The organism is Mycobacterium terramassiliense, from assembly GCF_900157385.1.
Taxonomy (GTDB): domain Bacteria; phylum Actinomycetota; class Actinomycetes; order Mycobacteriales; family Mycobacteriaceae; genus Mycobacterium; species Mycobacterium terramassiliense.
In genome coordinates this window covers 110608-127906 of sequence record NZ_LT717701.1, presented here as the reverse complement: position 1 = coordinate 127906, position 17299 = coordinate 110608, and the positions used below count along the sequence as shown (strand labels likewise).

General features: G+C 67.7%; 18 protein-coding genes. 8 read left to right on the top strand and 10 right to left on the bottom strand.

Annotated elements, in window-relative coordinates; all coding sequences use genetic code 11:
• Window positions 1-21 precede the first annotated feature (21 nt).
• Window positions 22-1125 carry a DUF1214 domain-containing protein gene (locus MTAB308_RS15245; RefSeq protein ID WP_077100311.1) on the bottom strand — a complete coding sequence of 368 codons (1104 nt, stop codon included), beginning with the start codon at window positions 1123-1125 and terminating at the stop codon, window positions 22-24.
• Window positions 1122-1697 (bottom strand): TetR/AcrR family transcriptional regulator, encoded by a 576-nt coding sequence (locus tag MTAB308_RS15240; RefSeq protein WP_077100310.1) that lies wholly within the window; start codon window positions 1695-1697, stop codon window positions 1122-1124. The genes MTAB308_RS15245 and MTAB308_RS15240 overlap by 4 nt, the downstream gene beginning before the upstream one ends.
• A gap of 28 nt (window positions 1698-1725) precedes the next feature.
• Between MTAB308_RS15240 and MTAB308_RS15235 the strand changes: the two genes are divergently transcribed.
• Together MTAB308_RS15235 and MTAB308_RS15230 are read left to right on the top strand one after the other, a co-directional pair.
• Entirely contained in the window at window positions 1726-2961 is a 1236-nt protein-coding gene (locus MTAB308_RS15235; RefSeq protein WP_077100309.1) for a sulfotransferase family protein, read from the top strand.
• A gap of 46 nt (window positions 2962-3007) precedes the next feature.
• Complete coding sequence (locus tag MTAB308_RS15230; protein ID WP_077100308.1) at window positions 3008-3898, top strand: alpha/beta fold hydrolase; 891 nt, start codon at window positions 3008-3010, stop codon at window positions 3896-3898.
• 21 nt (window positions 3899-3919) lie between these two features.
• Here the strand turns inward: MTAB308_RS15230 and MTAB308_RS15225 are convergent, their stop codons facing one another.
• Window positions 3920-4132, bottom strand: a complete 213-nt coding sequence (locus MTAB308_RS15225) for a TOBE domain-containing protein (RefSeq protein ID WP_066917306.1) — start codon at window positions 4130-4132, stop codon at window positions 3920-3922.
• Window positions 4133-4168: 36 nt separating this feature from the next.
• A complete protein-coding gene (locus MTAB308_RS15220) occupies window positions 4169-4747 on the bottom strand; it encodes a TetR/AcrR family transcriptional regulator (RefSeq protein ID WP_173842243.1) in 579 nt (192 codons plus the stop codon).
• Window positions 4748-4913: 166 nt separating this feature from the next.
• Here MTAB308_RS15220 and MTAB308_RS15215 point away from each other — a divergent pair, with 166 nt between their 5' ends.
• Window positions 4914-6230 (top strand): cytochrome P450, encoded by a 1317-nt coding sequence (locus tag MTAB308_RS15215; protein WP_077104383.1) that lies wholly within the window; start codon window positions 4914-4916, stop codon window positions 6228-6230.
• 12 nt (window positions 6231-6242) lie between these two features.
• On the opposite strand, the gene MTAB308_RS15210 is transcribed toward MTAB308_RS15215, so the two are convergent.
• From MTAB308_RS15210 to msrA, 4 genes are all read right to left on the bottom strand, one after another.
• Window positions 6243-7463, bottom strand: a complete 1221-nt coding sequence (locus MTAB308_RS15210) for a PucR family transcriptional regulator (protein ID WP_077100306.1) — start codon at window positions 7461-7463, stop codon at window positions 6243-6245.
• Window positions 7464-7482: 19 nt separating this feature from the next.
• Window positions 7483-8457: a quinone oxidoreductase family protein gene (locus MTAB308_RS15205; RefSeq protein WP_077100305.1), complete on the bottom strand. Its 975-nt coding sequence runs from the start codon at window positions 8455-8457 to the stop codon at window positions 7483-7485.
• A gap of 7 nt (window positions 8458-8464) precedes the next feature.
• Window positions 8465-10078 carry a benzoylformate decarboxylase gene (mdlC, locus tag MTAB308_RS15200; protein WP_077100304.1) on the bottom strand — a complete coding sequence of 538 codons (1614 nt, stop codon included), beginning with the start codon at window positions 10076-10078 and terminating at the stop codon, window positions 8465-8467.
• Between the two features lie 424 nt (window positions 10079-10502).
• Window positions 10503-11018, bottom strand: a complete 516-nt coding sequence (msrA, locus tag MTAB308_RS15190; RefSeq protein ID WP_077100302.1) for a peptide-methionine (S)-S-oxide reductase MsrA — start codon at window positions 11016-11018, stop codon at window positions 10503-10505.
• Between the two features lie 83 nt (window positions 11019-11101).
• On the opposite strand from msrA, the gene MTAB308_RS15185 reads away from it, so the two are divergent.
• From MTAB308_RS15185 to MTAB308_RS15175, 3 genes are all read left to right on the top strand, one after another.
• Window positions 11102-11605 (top strand): nuclear transport factor 2 family protein, encoded by a 504-nt coding sequence (locus MTAB308_RS15185; RefSeq protein WP_077104381.1) that lies wholly within the window; start codon window positions 11102-11104, stop codon window positions 11603-11605.
• Window positions 11606-12649, top strand: a complete 1044-nt coding sequence (locus tag MTAB308_RS15180) for an NAD-dependent epimerase/dehydratase family protein (RefSeq protein WP_077100301.1) — start codon at window positions 11606-11608, stop codon at window positions 12647-12649. It begins immediately after the preceding gene.
• Window positions 12650-12721: 72 nt separating this feature from the next.
• Window positions 12722-13102, top strand: coding sequence for a DUF427 domain-containing protein (locus tag MTAB308_RS15175; protein WP_077100300.1), 381 nt, complete (start codon window positions 12722-12724; stop codon window positions 13100-13102).
• Between the two features lie 3 nt (window positions 13103-13105).
• Here the strand turns inward: MTAB308_RS15175 and MTAB308_RS15170 are convergent, their stop codons facing one another.
• Window positions 13106-13513, bottom strand: coding sequence for a nuclear transport factor 2 family protein (locus MTAB308_RS15170; protein WP_077100299.1), 408 nt, complete (start codon window positions 13511-13513; stop codon window positions 13106-13108).
• Between the two features lie 85 nt (window positions 13514-13598).
• Here MTAB308_RS15170 and MTAB308_RS15165 point away from each other — a divergent pair, with 85 nt between their 5' ends.
• Together MTAB308_RS15165 and MTAB308_RS15160 are read left to right on the top strand one after the other, a co-directional pair.
• Window positions 13599-14510 (top strand): DNA-3-methyladenine glycosylase family protein, encoded by a 912-nt coding sequence (locus MTAB308_RS15165; protein ID WP_077100298.1) that lies wholly within the window; start codon window positions 13599-13601, stop codon window positions 14508-14510.
• 73 nt (window positions 14511-14583) lie between these two features.
• Entirely contained in the window at window positions 14584-15132 is a 549-nt protein-coding gene (locus tag MTAB308_RS15160; protein ID WP_077104379.1) for a Dps family protein, read from the top strand.
• Here the strand turns inward: MTAB308_RS15160 and MTAB308_RS15155 are convergent.
• Complete coding sequence (locus MTAB308_RS15155) at window positions 15129-17096, bottom strand: chloride channel protein (RefSeq protein WP_077100297.1); 1968 nt, start codon at window positions 17094-17096, stop codon at window positions 15129-15131. The two genes, MTAB308_RS15160 and MTAB308_RS15155, sit on opposite strands and share 4 nt — an antisense overlap.
• Window positions 17097-17299: the final 203 nt, after the last annotated feature.

Sequence of the window (17299 nt, the reverse complement as noted above, 5' to 3'; positions counted from 1 at the left end):
CCAGGGCCCACCTGCGGCGGGCTAGGTGGTGGCGGTCGGGGCCTCGGCCGCCTTCACGAGTTTCACCTCCGGGCGCTTCGGCACCCCATCGGCCAGGAACCAGCGGAAGGCGAGGTTGCCGCGTGGATAGTCCAGCGTGGTCAGCGAATTCGGGTGCGCCGTCATCGCGCGCGACAAGACGACGGTCACCGACCCGTCGCTGTTGAGCGCGGCGCTGTGCCCGTTGACCGAGCAGCGCGCATCCGACGCGCCGAAGGTGGCCATGAACTGGTTCCACACGACCAGGTTCCAGAACCTGCATGCGGGTGGTCGGTGGGTGATCACCAGCGCCTCGTCGTCGTCGAGCACGAAGCTGCCGTAGGAGTAACAGGCATCGCGCGCCGACCAGCCGAAGTTGGCGTCGGGCACCTGGTAGGGATCGGCGAATTCGTTGGCGGCATGGGCGGTCTCGTGTCCCAACCCATGTTGATCATCCACCCGCGTCCCGACGGCCAGCGGGACGATGGCGAACATCGTGCGCAGCCAGGTGGCGGCCGCGCGCAGGCTCGCGGCCGTCTCGGCGTCGCCGTGCCGAATCGGGTCCGGCTCGTCGAGCGCCTCGATCTGCCAGACGACCGGGCGCCCGGTCAGCGGATCGGCCTGGTAGTCGCGGGTCATCAGCACGGCCGCGTCGGGTGTCGGGGGGAAGTCGAAGCTGAAGTTGCCGTCGGCGTCGACGTCAAGGTCAGTGTCGCGGACTATCGACACGACCCGGTCCGACCAGGCGCCGGGCGACGGCTCGTTGTAGGCCGTCACCGAAAAGTACGCGCTGTCACCGCGATTGCCACTGATGCGGTAGCGCCGCTCCGGATCGACCGGGCACAGGTAGTAGTAGGCGTCGGTGTTGTCGCCGCCCCAGCGGCGGTCGCGGCGGAACGGCGTGTTCACCGCGACGAACTGCGGCCGGCCGGGCTCGGGGAACAGGTAGGCGTCCAGGGCGACGCCCAGCGTGGTGGCCAGGGTGCGGTAGCCGTCGGCGATGTGACGGTCATCGGTCACCGCCCGGTCGCCCTCGAGGAAGCCGCGGTCAAGATCCCCGAGGGTGGCCAGTAGCTCTCTCCACGCGGTGGTCGATTCGTGCGTCATGCGCTGATTCCCTTCAGGAGCAACATCGTCGTGCGGTCGACCCACGCGTCGTCGAGCTCACCGACGCGGGTCAAAAGGCCCATCAGAGTGATGCCGGCGATGGCCTCGGTCAATTCGGCGGCGGTCACGTCGGGCCGAACCTCGCCGCGGCCCGCGGCCCGCCGCAGCAACTCGGCGAGGCCGCCGCCGATGACTCCGGCGAATCGTTCCAACAGCGCCGAGTGCAGGGTTGGGTCCGCGGCCATTTCGGCGACCAGGCCGGGTAGGGCCGCCCTGGCAGGCGGTGTCGTCAGGAAAGCCATTGAGCGACGGACCATTTCGCGCAGGTCCTCGGGCAACGTTCCGGTATCGGGCAGCTCGGTTGCCGCGCCGATCGGAAACACCGCCTCGTGGACGAGGTGCGCCTTGCTCGGCCACCGGCGATAGATCGCGGGCTTGCTGGTGCCGGCCCGTTCGGCGATCGCGGAGACCAACAGTCCGGCATAACCCGTCTCGGCGAGCAGTTCGACGGTCGCGCTCAGCACCGCGCCGTCGATGCGTGGGTCGCGGGGTCGGCCAAAATCCACTACCATTACGAAACCGAGAGTAACATAAGTCGCCGTGACCGACGCCGTACGCCTCGACGACCTCGCCCAGCCCCGCTTCAGTGTCGAGGCGCAGCAAATTCTCGACATGATGGCGACGCTGGCGCCGGACTGTCCGCTGGACGCCGACGCGCTGCATGCCCGGGCCGCCGCCGATACCGGCCTGACCGATTTCGGTCCGGAGGACTATCGAGAACGGCTCGACGTGTACCTCGCCGCGCTGCGCGAGATCGACGGGTTGCACGCGGCGGGCGCGGTCAACTTCTACGCGCAGCTGCTGCAGCTGCTCAAGAACCGGCTCCTGTTCAGCGACCTGCTGAGCCGGCATCCCGACATCGACGACATCGAGCTGGTGCCGCCGATCGTGATCGCCGGCCTGCCCCGCACCGGAACCACCCATCTGCACAACCTGCTCGCGGCGGCGCCCACCTTCCGCACCATGCCGTACTGGGAAAGTGTCGAACCGTTTCCGCTGCCGCAGGAGGCGGGCCTCGAGCCCGACCCGCGGCGGGTCCGGATGGACGTCGGGGTCGGGGTGATCAACACCGTGATGCCGTATTTCCCGCTCATGCACGAGATGACCACCGATCACGTCCACGAAGAAATTCAGCTGCTGGCCAACGACTTTTCGACGATGCTCTTCGAAACGCTGGCCGACGTGCCGCGCTGGCGCGACTACTACCAGGCCCACGATCAGACGCGGCACTACGCATACCTCGCCCGGCAACTCAAGGCCATGCAGTTTCTGCGCGGCGGGCGGCGCTGGCTGCTCAAGTCGCCCCAGCACCTCGAGCAGGTGCCGGTGTTGGACCGCGTTTTCCCCGACAGCATCGTGGTGTTCACCCACCGAGACCCGGTCCCCGTGGCGCTGTCGATGATCGCGATGATCACCTACTCGGCGCGCATGCACCGCTCGCCCGTGCCGGTGCCGCAGATCGCCCGATACTGGGTCGACCGGCTCGACCAGATGCTGGCGGCACTCGTCCGCGACCGCGACACGATCGGTCCGGAACGCTCGATCGACGTTCGCTTCGACGATTTCATGGCCGATGAACTCGGCGTCGCTGAGCGGGTGTACGCGCTGGCCGGCGAGCCGTTCACGGAACCGGTGCGCGGGGCGGTCGCCGACTACCTTTCGGACCACCAGCGCGGCCGGCTCGGAAACGTCGAAACCTCTTACGAGATGTTCGGGCTCGCGGAGGACAGCCTGCGGGCGCGCTTCGCGTCCTATCTGGAACGGTTCCTGGGCTAACCCCGTTCGCACGCGCGTTTCGCGGCGTCGAGTACCTTCTCAACACATGGTCGCTATGCCCGCGCTGGACGGTGTCGAACACAGGTACATCGAGCTAGGCGACGGTGTCACCATCCACGTCGCGGACGCCGGTCCGGCCCACGGGCCCGCGGTGATGCTCGTACACGGCTTTCCCCAGAACTGGTGGGAATGGCACGAACTGATCGGTCCGCTCGCCGCCGACGGGTATCGCGTGCTGTGCCCCGACCTCCGGGGGGCGGGGTGGAGTTCGGCACCGCCGTCCCGATACCTCAAGAACGACATGGCCGACGACTTGGCCGCGGTCCTGGACCGTTTGGGCGTCGCGACCGTCAAACTGGCCGCCCATGACTGGGGCGGCCCGGTCGCGTTCACGATGATGCTGCGTCATCCGGAGAAGGTCAGCGGATTTTTCGGGATGAACACCTCCGCACCATGGACCAAGCCCAACCTCAAGCTGCTGCGCAACGTCTGGCGGTTCTGGTACCAAATCCCGATAGCGCTGCCGGTGATCGGCCCGCGCGTGGTCGGCGATCCGAAGGCCCGGTTCTATCGGATGCTGGCCTCGTGGGTCGGCGGGGACTACCTGGTGCCCGAGGCCGACGTCCGCTTCTACATCGAGTGCATGCGCCAGCCCGGGCATGCGTTGGCGGGCTCGCGGTGGTATCGCACCTTCCTGAGCACGGAGCTGCTGCGCTGGCTGCGCGGCGAATACAACGACGCCCGCGTCGAGGTGCCGGTCCGCTGGCTGAGTGGGACGAAGGATCCCGTGCTCACGGTGGACCTGCTGGACGGATACGCCGACCGCATCAGCGATTTCGAGGTCGAGATCGTCGAGGGCGCCGGCCACTGGATCGTCGAGGAGCGCCCCGAGCTGGTCCTCGACCGCCTGAGGGCCTTCCTGCGCGCCGAAAGTTGAAGTGCTGGGCCGTTTTCGGTGTCACTCGACGCCGATGGTGACCTCGGTGGACTTGATGAACACCGTGGCCGGCTGACCGACCGCCAGGCCGAGGTCGGTCGCCGCGTCCTTGGTGACCGAGGACGTGACGATCTGGTCGCCACCGTCAAGCTTCACCTTGACGATCGCCATCACGCTGCCGAGATCGACTTCGGTGATGGTTCCCTTGAGCTGGTTCCGCGTCGACAGCCGCATCGCAATCCTCCAAGTCGGTTGGGGTCCGCGACGAGCCTAACTTCGCGGGCCCAGTAGGGCTATGGAGGCGTCGACGGCCGGTTCAACGATGTCGCGGACGGGTCGACCGTCTTCCACCGACAGCGCGGTCAGCTCCCGCAGACCGCCCAGCAGGATCACGGCCAGTGGCGCGGTCAACGGCGGCAGCTCCGCGTGGCGAAACCCCGGGCTCGCGCTGAGGTCGATCAGCAGGTTGGACAACAACTGCACGCCGCGGCGCTGAACCGGGCGGGCGACGTGGCCCAGCGACGGGAGCTCGCGAATCAAGCTCAAGGTGATGGCCGGGCGGGCCTCCATGTGTCCGACATAGGCCTCGACGGCCTGACGAATCTGCCGGTGCCAGTCCGCCTCGGGATCGACGGCGGAGGCGATGCTCTCGCCGAGCTTCTCGATGTCGGCGCGCAGCAACTCGAGGAAGCACTCCTCCTTGCTGGCGAACTGGTCGTAAAAGGTGCGCTTCGACGTGCGGGCATGGCGGACCACGTCGGCGACGGTGCTGGCGCGGTAGCCGCGCTCGCCGATCGCGGCGGCGAGGCCGTCGAGTAGCCGGAGTCGAAAGGGATCGGACTCGTCCAGGGGATTGTCGGGGACCGCGGTGTCGACCGTTGACGTCACAGGCGGCGCCCCCTTCGTGCACACGGCACCTTGTCAGGTTTGGTACCACAGAGTACCGTATCGGGAAAGGTTTTGGTACATCGCAGTACCAGCCCCGGTTCGGGGAGAAATGGGGAGCATCACCGCCATGAGCGACGTCGTCACCGCCCCGCCGGCCGTCCGATTGCCGCCGGCCACCCAGATGCCGAAACTGCTGCAGGGCATTTTCTTTGCGGTCTCGCGCCGGTGGATGATCCAGCGGCTGGCGCGCCGACTCGGCAACGTATTCACGGTCAACATCCCGATCTATGGCCGCGTGGTGGTGGTCGGCGACTGGCGGCTGGCGAAGCAGGTGTTCACCACGAGCCCGGAAGAACTCGGGAACATTCAGCCCAACCTGAGCCGGCTGTTCGGCTCCGGCTCGGTATTCGCGCTCGACGGCGACGATCACCGCCGGCGTCGCCGCCTGTTGGCGCCGCCGTTTCACGGCAAGAGCATGAAGAACTACGAGCGGATCATCGAAGAGGAGACCCTGCGAGAGGCGACCGGCTGGCCGGAAGGCACGCCCTTCGCCACGCTGCCGTCGATGATGCACATCACGCTCAACGCCATCCTGCGCGCGGTGTTCGGGGCCGAGGGCGCGGAGCTCGACGAACTGCGCCGGCTGATCCCGCCGTGGGTCACCCTCGGTTCGCGCATGGCGGCGCTACCGAAACCCGAACGGAACTACGGCCGGTTCAGCCCGTGGGGCCGGTTGGATGAGTGGCGCCGCCAGTACGATGTCGTCGTCGACAAGCTGATCGACGCCGAGCGGGCCGATCCCCATTTCGACGAGCGAACCGACGTGCTGGCGCTGATGCTGCGCAGCACCTATGAGGACGGTTCGGCGATGTCCCGCAAGGACATTGGCGACGAGCTGCTCACGTTGCTGGCCGCCGGGCACGAAACCACCGCCTCCACCCTGGGCTGGGCTTTCGAACGGTTGAGCCGCCACCCCGATATCCTGGACGCCTTGGTCGAAGAGGCCGACAACGACGGCTCCGAGCTGCGCCAGGCGACGATCCTGGAGGTCCAGCGGGCGCGGACGGTCATCGATTTCGCCGCCCGCCGCGTATACCCGCCGGTCTTTCAACTCGGTGAGTGGGTCATCCCCCGCGGGGATTCGATCATCATCAGCATCGCGCAGATCCACAACGACGCCAGCGTTTTTGCCGAGCCCGAGCGCTTCGACCCGCGGCGCTACATCGACGGCAAGCCGTCCTCGTTCGCGTGGATTCCGTTCGGCGGCGGGACCCGTCGCTGCGTGGGTGCGGCGTTCGCAAACATGGAGATGGACGTGGTGCTGCGAACAGTGTTGCGCAACTTCACCATCGAGACCACCACAGAACCCGGAGAACGGTGGCACAGCCGCGGCGTCGCGTTCACCCCGAAGGACGGCGGACGCATCGTCGTCCACCGGCGCTGAGCGCGCCCTGATTCAGGCTTCGCCGCGCCGTTCCGGCGCCGGCGTTGGGGCGCGACGGGCGGTTTCCAACGCGATGCACAGCTCCGCCGCGGCCCGGGGATCGGAAAGCACACGGCCTGTCCGCTGTTCGAGTTTGCGCAGCCTTTGGCGCACGGTGTTGGGGTGCACGAAAAGCGCGCGCGCCGCACGTTCGGCGGAACCCCCGTTGTCGAGCCACGCCTCGAGCGTGTCGAGCAGCGCTTCCCGCTCATGGTCGGCCAAATCGCCCAGGGGGCCGAGCACCGTCTCCGAAATGCGGCCCATCACGTCGGGTTCGGCCACGGCCGTCACCGCCATCACATCGCGGTCGAACACGGTGACGCGAGCGCGGTCGCGACGGCATCCCGTCATGGCGATTCGCGCGTATCGCAACGCGCCCGCGGTTTCCGCGAGGTCACCGATCAGGGGACTGATGCCGATTCGAGTCGCCGGATACGCGCTTAATTCCTTGACCGCGAGGTCCAGCATCGGCCGCGGACCAAGCTGCAGGATGCCGATCTCGATGTCCGGCTGCAACCGCCAGGCAGAAGCGATTCCCTTTGCGGACAATCGACTCTCGATGTCCGGTAACACGGAGCGTCCGATGCTTGACAGTTCCGCGCACACGACGACATAGGGCCCGCGCAGCGAAATCCTCAGTGTATCAGCGGCATTCCAGATATCGAGGTTTTCGGGCAGTCGGCCGTCGATGAGCGCCTGCACCATCGCCGATCGCTCCCGTTGCCGGCCGACCACCTGGCGGGCGATTTCTTCCTGGTACCCGCTCACCATGGCCGTGGTGAACTCGTCGAGCACCATCCACATCGCAGAGGCGGCACGCACCAATCCGCTGTCGCTCACCGTTGCGGACCGTCCCGCTTCGGCGCACAGTTCGTCCCATAGGAAGCGTGCGCACTTTCGGTAGGAGTCCATGACCGCGGGCAGCGGCACGCCGGCGGCCGCCCGGTTACGCCCCGTGGCCGCGGCCGCGGCCGTGTCATAGGCGCGTTCGGGCCCACCGAGCGCTCCCAGGATGAAGTCGAGATGGTTCAGTACCGTGCTGCGCAGTTGGTCGTCGGTCACCAACGCGACCGTCCGGTGAAAGCCGACGTCGCGGCGCATGAGTCCCAGCATGGTGTCGGCCAGTTCGTCGGCGCGTGACAGCAGGGCGGCACCGAGCTCGGCCAGTTGCGCGTCCGCGGAATCGGCTGCCATAGCCGCAGCCTAATCGGAATCAGGGGATCAGCACCGTTGAGCCGTGGGTCTTGCGGCTCTCCAAGTCGCGGTGGGCCCGGGCGGCGTCTCGGAGCCGGTATCGCTCGCCGGTGGTCACGGTGATCGTCCCGGACTCGATGGCATCGAACAATTCGGCCGAGCGCCAGGAGAATTCGTCGTAGGTGCGGTTGAAATGGGTGCGCATCGGCCGGGTCAGATACACCGAGCCCGCGGCGTTGAGCCGTTGCGGGTCGACGGGTGGAACGGGACCGCTCGCCGCTCCGTACAGCGCCAGCGTGCCGCGGATCGCCAAACTGGCCAGGCTGGCGTCGAAGGTGGATCTACCGACTCCGTCGTAGACCGCGGCGACGCCCTCGCCGCCGGTGAGCGAACGTATCTTCACCCCGAACGACGAAGGCTCGTCGGGATATTCGAGCACTTCGACCGCTCCGACCGCGCGCGACAGCGCGGCCTTCTGAGGCGTGGACACGGTCGTGATCACCCGTGTGCCCAGACTCGTTGCCCACTGGGTCAGGATCAGCCCGACCCCGCCGGCCCCGGCGTGCAGCAGCACGGTGTCACCGGCCCGCACCGGGTAGACCGATTTGATCAGCAGGTGGGCGGTGTGCCCCTTGAGCAGGGCTGAGGCCGCCACGTCCGGGGCAATCCCGTCCGGTACAGGGGTTACCAGATCCGCGGGCGCCAAGCAGTATTCGGCATACGCGCCGAGGCCGTCGGAGGTCGCCACCCGATCGCCGACGCCGATCCTGGCCACCCGTTCGCCGACCGCGGTCACGGTGCCGCAGACCTCGCTCCCCGGAATGAACGGCAACGGGCGCGGATAGAGTCCGGTCCGGAAGTAGGTGTCGATGAAGTTGACACCGATCGCCTCGGACTTGATCAGCACCTGTCCCGGCCCGGGGGTGGGCACCGGCCGCTCGACGCAGTCAAGTACCTCGGGACCACCGGTCGTGGTGATCTCTATGGCCCGCATCGCCGCATCAGCCCAGGTGCGCGAGCTGGGGTTTGGTCGGGACCACGATCACCGTGGGCCCCTCAGCCCCGAGCGCGGCCTCGAATTCCTTGACGAGCTGCTCGGTGTCCGCAACCGTGACGGCGCGGCACCCGAATCCCGTTGCCAGCGCGTGGATATCGAGCCCGGGCAGATCCAGACCCGGCACGCCCGGCGTCTTCTCGAGCAGCGCAAACGATTTCAGGACCGCATACTCGCCGTTGCGCATCACGACGAACACGATCGGCAGTTTGTGCTGCGCGGCGGTCCAGATCGCCTGGATCGAATACTGGAACGAGCCGTCACCAATGGTCGCCACGACAGCGCGCTTGCGACCGGCCGCGCGGTCACCGAGCGCGACGCCGACCGCGCCGGGGACTCCCCAGCCGATGCCGCCGCTGCCGGTGGCGAAGAAGGAATGCGAACGCAGGGTGGGGAGCCAGCGGGCCTGCTCGGCCATCGTCGACGTCGACTCGTTGACCAACGCCGCCTCCGGCGGCTTCACCGTGTTCAGCGCGGAGTACACTTGCGCCGGGGTCAGGGGGGCGCCGGCGGGTTCCACCGTGCCCGGGGTGCGTTCCAGCGGCGTGGGCGTCGGCCGGTCCGCCTTGGCCGCGACCAGCGGGGTGAGTTGCTGCAGCGCCAGCAACGTGTCGCTGAGCAGGCTGTCGCCCACCGGTGCCGCACCGGCCAGCCACGGGTCCGCGGTGATGTGCAGCAGATCGGTGCCCTCGGGCAAGAAGTCGCCGGCCACGTACGGGTAGTAGCGGAAGACCTGAGCGCCGATGACCACGACCAGATCATGGCCGCGCAGCACCGCGTTCACTTCGGCGATCGTCATCGGCAGCATGCCTTGATACAGCGGATGGTCTTCGGGGAAAGACAGGCGGTCGGGCAGTGGACTGGCAAACACCGGTGCGTGCACCCGCTCGGCGAACGCGACGGCGGCGTCCCACCCGCCGGCCCGATCGACTTCGGGACCCACGACCAGCAGCGGCCGCCGGGCCTGGTTGATGCGCTCGGCGAAATCGCCAAGTCGCGCGGCGTCGGGCGCGCCGCGGCGGCTGGCCGTTCGGACCACCGCCGGCCCGAGCGCCGGCTTGTCCCAATCGTCGAGGGGGATGGACAGGTACACCGGGCCGGCGGGCGGCTGCACGGCGATGGTGTAGGCCCGCATGAACGCCGCGGGTACGTCCTCGGCGCGGGCGGGCTGGTACGCCCACTTCACCCATGGAAGGGGAAGCAGCGTTTCGCTGGTGTTGGTCAAATATGGCTCGCACAACACCATTTCGCGGGTCTGCTGTCCGGCGGTGACGATCATCGGTGTGTTGCTCTTGTACGCCGCGATCAGGCTGCCCATCGCGTTTCCGGTGCCCGCCGCGGTATGCAGGTTCACCAGCGACGGTTTGCCGGTCGCCTGCGCGAAGCCGTCCGCCATGGCCAGCACCGACGCCTCCTGCAGGCCGAGCACGTACGTAAAGTCGTCGGGGAAGTTCTTCAAGAACGTCTGCTCGGTCGAGCCCGGATTGCCGAACACCGTCGTCAAATCCAAGGTGCGCAGCAGATCGTACGTAACATCCCAGACGGTCCTGCGAGACGGCATGAGCCCAAAATCCCTTCGCGGTGCACTTTCCCGAATAGAGCGAGCGCCCGCCTGTGCGGGCGCTCGATCCCTGTGCCTTAAATTGTCGGCGTCATGGACACGCGTTGTCGATGTTGCGACCGACAGCATCTGGCACCGACGACAGTGGTTGTCGACACTCTTGGGGCGGACCGCCCGCGGAAACGGCGTTACCCGTTGACTATCCGGCCGTGGCGACCCGCTTCGCCCGGCTCCGCCGCGCTCGCGATCGCCGCGATTGGCCGGCGGTGGCGACCCGCTTCGCCCGGCTCCGCCGCGCTCGCGATCGCCGCGATTGGCCGGCGGTGGCGACCCGCTTCGCCCGGCTCCGCCGCGCTCGCGATCGCCACGATTGGCCGGCGGTGGCGATCCGCTTCGCCCGGCTCCGCCGCGCTCGCGATCGCCACTAGTGGCCGGCGGTGGCGCGGCGCGGCAACTTCCAACCGGGACGCACGAAGTGGCAGGTGTATCCGTCGGGGTAGCGCTGCAGGTAGTCCTGGTGCTCGGGCTCGGCCTCCCAGAAATCGCCGGCCGGGCTGACCTCGGTCACGACCTTGCCGGGCCATAGACCCGACGCCTCGACGTCGGCGATGGTGTCCAGGGCGATCCGCTTTTGCTCGTCGTTCAGATAGAAGATGGCGGAGCGGTAGCTGGCGCCCCTGTCGTTGCCCTGGCGGTCTTTCGTTGTCGGATCGTGGATTTGGAAGAAGAACTCCAGCAGCGTGCGGTAGTCGGTGACGGACGGGTCGTAGACGATTTCGACGGCCTCGGCATGGGTGCCGTGATTGCGGTAGGTCGCGTTCGGGACGTCACCGCCGCTGTATCCGACCCGCGTCGATATCACGCCGGGCTGCTTGCGGATCAAATCCTGCATGCCCCAGAAACAGCCGCCGGCGAGAAGCGCCTTTTGAGGATCTCTCATTGTCTGCCTTCCTGATCGGCCATAGCCGCGCCCAGATGGAGCCCAGGCTACACTCCGCCGATGAGCTGCAACGGTGCCGCAAAATGACAGAGCCAGCGTTCTCCCGTGGCGAACTGGCTTCCGCGTTCGAGAAGTTCGAGGCGACGGTGGCCCAGGCCGCCGAAACCCGGGACTGGGACGCCTGGGTCGAGCAGTACACCCCCGACGTCGAGTACATCGAGCACGCGGCGGGCACCATGCGCGGCCGCGACGAGGTGCGCGAGTGGATCAAGCAAACGATGACGACTTTCCCGGGCAGCCATATGGTCGCGTTCCCGACGTTGTGGTCGGTCATCGACGAGTCCACGGGGCGGGTCATCCTCGAACTGGACAACCCCATGCGCGACCCCGGCGACGGCAGCGTCATCAGCGCGACCAACATCACGATCATCACGTATGCCGGCGACGGCCAGTGGAGCCGTGAAGAGGACATCTACAACCCGCTGCGGTTCCTGCGCGCGGGAATGAAATGGTGCCGCAAGGCCCAGGCGCTGGGCACGCTCGACGAGGACGCCGCGCGCTGGATGCAGCAATACGGAGGAGCTTAAGTGAGCACCAAACCCAAGCTGGTCATCGGCGCCAACGGCTTTCTGGGTTCGCATGTGACCCGCCAGCTCGTCGCCAAAGGCGCAGCCGACAACTTCGAGGTGCGGGTGATGGTGCGCCCGACCGCCAACACCCGCGCCATCGACGACCTCGAGCTCACCCGCTTTCATGGCGACGTGTTCGACACCGACACGTTGCGCGACGCGATGGACGGCGTCGACGACGTGTACTACTGCGTCGTCGACACCCGCGCCTGGCTGCGCGACCCGGCACCGCTGTTCCGCACCAACGTCGAGGGCCTGCGCAACGTGCTCGACGTCGCCGTCAAGCAACCCGGCCTGCGCAGGTTCATCTTCACCAGCACCTACGCGACGGTGGGCCGGCGGCACGGGCACGTGGCCACCGAAGAGGACAGGGTCGGCTCGCGCGGGCTGTCCGCCTACGTCCAATCCCGGGTTCAGGCCGAAGACTTGGTGATGCGATACGTGGCCGAGGCCGGACTGCCGGCCGTCGCGATGTGCGTCTCAACGACCTACGGTAGCGGCGACTGGGGCCGCACCCCGCACGGCGCGTTCATCGCCGGCGCGGTCTTTGGCAAGCTGCCCTTCCTGATGGACGGCATCGCCCTGGAGGTCGTCGGCGTCGACGACGCCGCCAGGGCCATGATCATCGCCGCCGAGCGCGGGCGCATCGGGGAGCGCTACCTGATCTCCGAGCGGATGATCCCGCTGAGCGAGGTCGTGCGGATCGCGGCAGACGAGGCCGGCGTGCCGCCGCCCCGGCGCTCCATTTCGGTGCCGGTGCTGTATGCCCTGGGCGCGTTCGGCAGCCTTCGGGCGCGGATCACCGGCAAGGATGCCGAGCTCAGCCTCGAATCGGTGCGCATGATGCGCGCGGAGGCCCCCGTCGACCACAGCAAGGCGGTCCGCGAGTTGGGCTGGCAGCCGCGCCCCGTGGAGGAATCCATCCGCGAGGCGGCCCGGTTCTGGGCCGCGCTCAAGGGCGCGCAGAGCCCTCGAAAAGACAAGGCCGCGCGGGCCGAATAGCCCGCGCGTCCGGTCGGGAAGCGTTGGGCGCAGCCCGTTGTTGCACCCTCTATCCGCGTCTGAGGAGGAACCATGGCCCACCCCGAAATCAAAGAGCCCAGCGCCGGGCATCCGATCACCATCGAGCCGACGAAGGGCCGCGTCCAGGTGCGCGTCAACGGCGAACTCGTGGCCGACACCACCGCGGCGTTGGAGTTGCGTGAGGCGACTTTACCTGCGGTGCAATACATTCCGATGTCCGACGTGAAGGGCGACCGGCTGACCCGCACCGACACCAGCACCCATTGCCCCTTCAAGGGGGACGCCAGCTACTACAGCGTGACCACCTCGGCCGGCGACACCGTCGCCGACGTGATCTGGACGTACGAGCAGCCCTACCCCGCCGTGGCGGCCATCGCCGGCCACGTCGCCTTCTACCCCAACAAGGCGGAGATCAGCGTCTCGGCTCAGTAGCGCTCAGACGCCGCGAGGGGACGACCCGGGCAGCGCCTGAGCCGCCGCGCGGGTGTCGCCGTATTCGCGCATCGACACGATCATCCCGTCGCGCATCTCGAAGATGCCCACGAAGGGGCTGTCGTACTCGACGCCCGCGGTCGTTCTCCCGAATGCGTGCGCCTCGACCACCACCGTGTCCCCCTCGCAGACGCAGCGAAGCAGATCGATGGTGATCTCCAGGGTCCGCTTGCGCCAGTCGATCGCTTGCCGCAGCGTGTCCTTGTCGAAGGACACCCGGGTGTAGATGCTCCAGTAGGTGAAGTCGTCGCTCAACAAGGTGAAGCCCTCGTCCAGGTCGCCGCCCTCGCTCGTGCTCTGCAGGAACATCCACGCCAGTTCGGTGTGCGGGGCGTCGAAGGGCGTCATCACATCGCAATATTGTCTTGGGGAATCGTCAACGGTCAAACAGCCCGGCCCGTAAAGCCGCTGGGACGACAGATTGCAGGGTTATCGGGTGCAGAGCGCGCGCACGGTCACGTTCCCCGGAGCTGCCAGCTTCGGGCACACCCTGGCACCCCTGCGCCGGGGGCCCCGAGATCCGTGCTTTCGAATGCCCGGTGACGGCGCCATCTGGCGAACCAGCCTGCTGCCCACCGGCCCGGTCACCGCACGGATCACCCGCGCGGCCGCCAACGCCGCCCATTGCGTGGCGTGGGGCGGCGGTGCTGAGCAATTCGTCGAGATGCTGCCGGCGCTGCTGGGCGCCGACGACGACGCCTCGAACTTCGTGCCGCGCGATCCGACGGTCGCCGCCGCGCACCAGCGCGTCCCCCACCTGCGGCTGGGCCGAACCGGACTCGTGCTGGAAGCCCTGATCCCGGCGATCATCGAGCAGCGGGTGCCCGGCGCAGACGCGTTCCGGTCGTGGCGTCTGCTGGTGTCCAAGTACGGCACGCCGGCGCCCGGGCCGGCCCCGGACGGGATGCGGGTGCCGCCGTCGGCCGAGGCGTGGCGGCACATCCCGTCGTGGGAGTTTCATCGCGCCAACGTGGATCCCAGGCGAGCGCACGCCGTGGTGGGCTGCGCGCGCCGGGCGTCCTCCCTGGAACGCCTGGCGTCGCGGCCGGCGGAGCAGGCCCGCCAGGCGCTGATGTCCCTGCCGGGAGTCGGCGAGTGGACCGCCGCCGAGACCGCGCAACGCGCGTTCGGTGACCCCGATGCCGTCTCGGTGGGTGATTATCACGTCCCGAAGATGATCGGCTGGACCCTGCTGGGCCGCCCCGTCGATGACGCGGCGATGCTCGAACTGCTGGAACCCATGCGGCCGCACCGCCACCGCGTGGTTCGGCTACTCGAAGCCAGTGGGCTGGCATACGAACCCCGGCGGGGCGCTCGCCTGCCGGTGCAGCACATCAGCGAGCTCTAGACCGGGTTTCCGGCCACTGCCATCGGGTAACCCACCTGGGAGACGTGACCATGTGCAAAGCAGGGAGGGATCGATGACGCAGTTCACCATTCCGGGACTGACCGACAAACAGGCAGCGCGGCTGACCGAATTGCTGCAAAAGCAACTGAGCACATACAACGACCTTCACCTGACGTTGAAGCACGTCCACTGGAACGTGGTGGGCCCCAATTTCATTGGCGTGCACGAGATGATCGACCCGCAGGTCGACGCGGTCCGCGGGTTTGCCGACGACGTAGCCGAGCGCATCGCCGCCCTGGGGGCGTCACCGCAGGGCACGCCGGGAGCGATCCTCAAGGACCGCACCTGGGACGACTACTCGGTGGGCCGCGACTGCGTCCAGGCGCACCTGGCCGCGCTGGACCTGGTCTACACCGGAGTCATCGAAGACATCCGCAAATACATCGAGGAGACCGAGGAACTCGACCCGGTCACCCAGGATCTTCTGATCGATCAGGCCGGGCACCTGGAGAAGTTCCAGTGGTTTGTCCGGGCCCACCTGGAGAGCGCGGGCGGGAAGCTGACGCACGAGGGCTCGTCCACCGAACGGGACGCCGCGAGCAGCGCGCGCAGCGCTTCCTAGCGGGACGACGATCCGTCGGATTCCTTGGTGTCTGTGCCGTTTCTCGGCACGAGGACGCTGAGCCGATCACCCGCGGACAGCCGGACGGTGGCGTCGGCGTCGACTAGTTGCCGCTTGTGGAGCACCGACACCGGAAAGTGGCCGGGCGGCCAGTCCAGCTCGCCGACGAGCCGGCCGACGGCGCCGGAAGCAGGGGTAAGGGTGTGTTCGACGATCTGGTACCCGGCGAGCTGGCTGTGGGGGTCATGTTCGGCCGTATTCGCACGCGGGTCGGCCCATCCAGCGGCTCGGTGGCTGGCGGCGATGTCGGGTTGTACGTCGGCGAGGTAGGCGTCGACGGCGCGCAGCACATTCTGGTTGGTGAGCCAGCCTTGGACGTGTCGGGCATCGGTGTCGATGACCGGAAGCCCGTCGCGACCGTAGAGGACGAGCTGCCGGAGCGCCTGGGCCAAGCTGTCGTTGGCGAAGAGCGCCTGCGGCTGGCGAACTCGCGTAACCGGGCCGAGCAGGGTCGTCCAGTCCCGGTCGGCGTCGCCGCGGTGGCCCGCGAGGTCGAGCGGAACGCTGAACGGGTGCATGGCATCCGCCGCGGTCAGGTTGGCAAACGCATGGGTGGGAGTGGGGCGCTCGATGTCGATGCCGCGGCGCAGCAGCTTGGTGGTGTAGATGGTGCCGTAGGAGAGTGCGCGGGAAACGGTCGTGCCCACCGCGACGGCCAGCATGACCGGCAGCGTGAGGGTGAAGTCCCCGGTCATCTCCACCGTGCTCGCCAGTGCGGTGAGCGGGGCTCTTGCCGCCGACGCGAACACGGCGCCCATTCCGACGATTGCGTAGAGCGCGGGGTCTCCGGCCCCGGGGCCGATGATCTGATGGACGATGAGGCCGAAGGCCATGCCCGACGTGGCGCCGACGAACAATGAGGGGGCGAACACACCGCCTGAGCCGCCGATGCCGATGGTCAGACTGCACGCCAGCATCTTGCCGGCGGCGAGTATCACCAGAAACCACAGCGCGTAGTGACCGGCGAAGGCGGCATACATCACCGGATAGCCGACCCCGTACAGCTGCGGCACCGCGAGCAGCAGCAGGCCCAGCACGATTCCGCCCACCGCCGGGCGCGCCCAGTCCGGGCGCTGGCCCCAGACGCGGTCGCAGAGATCCTCGGTCTTGTACAGCACGCTTTTGAACAAGACCCCGATCGCGCCGGCGATCGCCGCCAGCAGGGCCACCAAGACGTAATTGGCGATGTGGTCCAGCGCAATGCCGGTGGGCAGCTGCGTGAGGAAAGGGGCCGAGCCGAAAAACACCCGCGAGATCACGTCGGCGACCATCGCCGACAGCATGATGGTGAAGATCGCTTCCACCGAGAGTTCCCGAAGGATCAGCTCCACCGCAAAGAAGACACCGGTGATGGGCGCGTTGAACGTCGCCGAGATGCCGCCGGCAGCGCCGCACGCCACCAGCACCCGTAGCCGGTTCTCCGGCATCCGCACCCACTGGCCGAAACTGGACGCCAGCGCCGCGCCGATCTGCACGATCGGCCCCTCGCGGCCGACCGATCCGCCGGTGCCGATGCACAGCGCCGACGCGAGCGCCTTGACTACCGTGACCTGGGGTCGGATACGGCCGCCATTTTCGGCCACGGCGATCATGACCTCCGGCACGCCGTGGCCCCGGGCCTCGCGGGCGAACCGCGATATCAACGGCCCGTACAGCAACCCGCCGATGACCGGGCTGACCACAAAGAATCCGATTCCCAACCAGGGCAGGTGGTCGCTGGCCACCCAGCCCTGCTGGCCGAACTCATCGTGCCCGGTCGCCAGCCAGGTGAAGCCGTAGATCAAGTAGCGGAATGCCGCCGCACCAAGCCCGGCGCCAATTCCCACCACGATCGCCAGACAGAACAAGCCCAGGCGGTTTGCCCGCAGCCAGCCGGCTCCCCGCCCGAGTGTGTTGGACAGCATTCGCGTCACCCTTCCCGCCTTCGACCTTCTCGCTTTGCACCATCTCAGGGTTGGGCATGCACGGCGACCCCACACCTCAGCAAATATTGCTTTATACAACGATTGGCGAACTTTAAACATTTAGGGGGTCGGGGCGACGGCCGCCGAGCGCCGTCGGATTGCCGGACTACGCATGCCGTTCGGAATAAACGGACCAGAGTCCG

Coding starts and splice junctions, on each gene's coding strand:
- MTAB308_RS15160 (WP_077104379.1), top strand. CDS start 14,584: ATGACGCAGTTCACCATTCCGGGACTGACCGACAAACAGGCAGCGCGG.
- MTAB308_RS15185 (WP_077104381.1), top strand. CDS start 11,102: ATGACAGAGCCAGCGTTCTCCCGTGGCGAACTGGCTTCCGCGTTCGAG.
- MTAB308_RS15210 (WP_077100306.1), bottom strand. CDS start 7,463: ATGGCAGCCGATTCCGCGGACGCGCAACTGGCCGAGCTCGGTGCCGCC.
- mdlC (WP_077100304.1), bottom strand. CDS start 10,078: ATGCCGTCTCGCAGGACCGTCTGGGATGTTACGTACGATCTGCTGCGC.
- MTAB308_RS15155 (WP_077100297.1), bottom strand. CDS start 17,096: ATGCTGTCCAACACACTCGGGCGGGGAGCCGGCTGGCTGCGGGCAAAC.
- msrA (WP_077100302.1), bottom strand. CDS start 11,018: ATGAGAGATCCTCAAAAGGCGCTTCTCGCCGGCGGCTGTTTCTGGGGC.
- MTAB308_RS15245 (WP_077100311.1), bottom strand. CDS start 1,125: ATGACGCACGAATCGACCACCGCGTGGAGAGAGCTACTGGCCACCCTC.
- MTAB308_RS15175 (WP_077100300.1), top strand. CDS start 12,722: ATGGCCCACCCCGAAATCAAAGAGCCCAGCGCCGGGCATCCGATCACC.
- MTAB308_RS15215 (WP_077104383.1), top strand. CDS start 4,914: ATGAGCGACGTCGTCACCGCCCCGCCGGCCGTCCGATTGCCGCCGGCC.
- MTAB308_RS15240 (WP_077100310.1), bottom strand. CDS start 1,697: ATGGTAGTGGATTTTGGCCGACCCCGCGACCCACGCATCGACGGCGCG.
- MTAB308_RS15205 (WP_077100305.1), bottom strand. CDS start 8,457: ATGCGGGCCATAGAGATCACCACGACCGGTGGTCCCGAGGTACTTGAC.
- MTAB308_RS15225 (WP_066917306.1), bottom strand. CDS start 4,132: ATGCGGCTGTCGACGCGGAACCAGCTCAAGGGAACCATCACCGAAGTC.
- MTAB308_RS15230 (WP_077100308.1), top strand. CDS start 3,008: ATGGTCGCTATGCCCGCGCTGGACGGTGTCGAACACAGGTACATCGAG.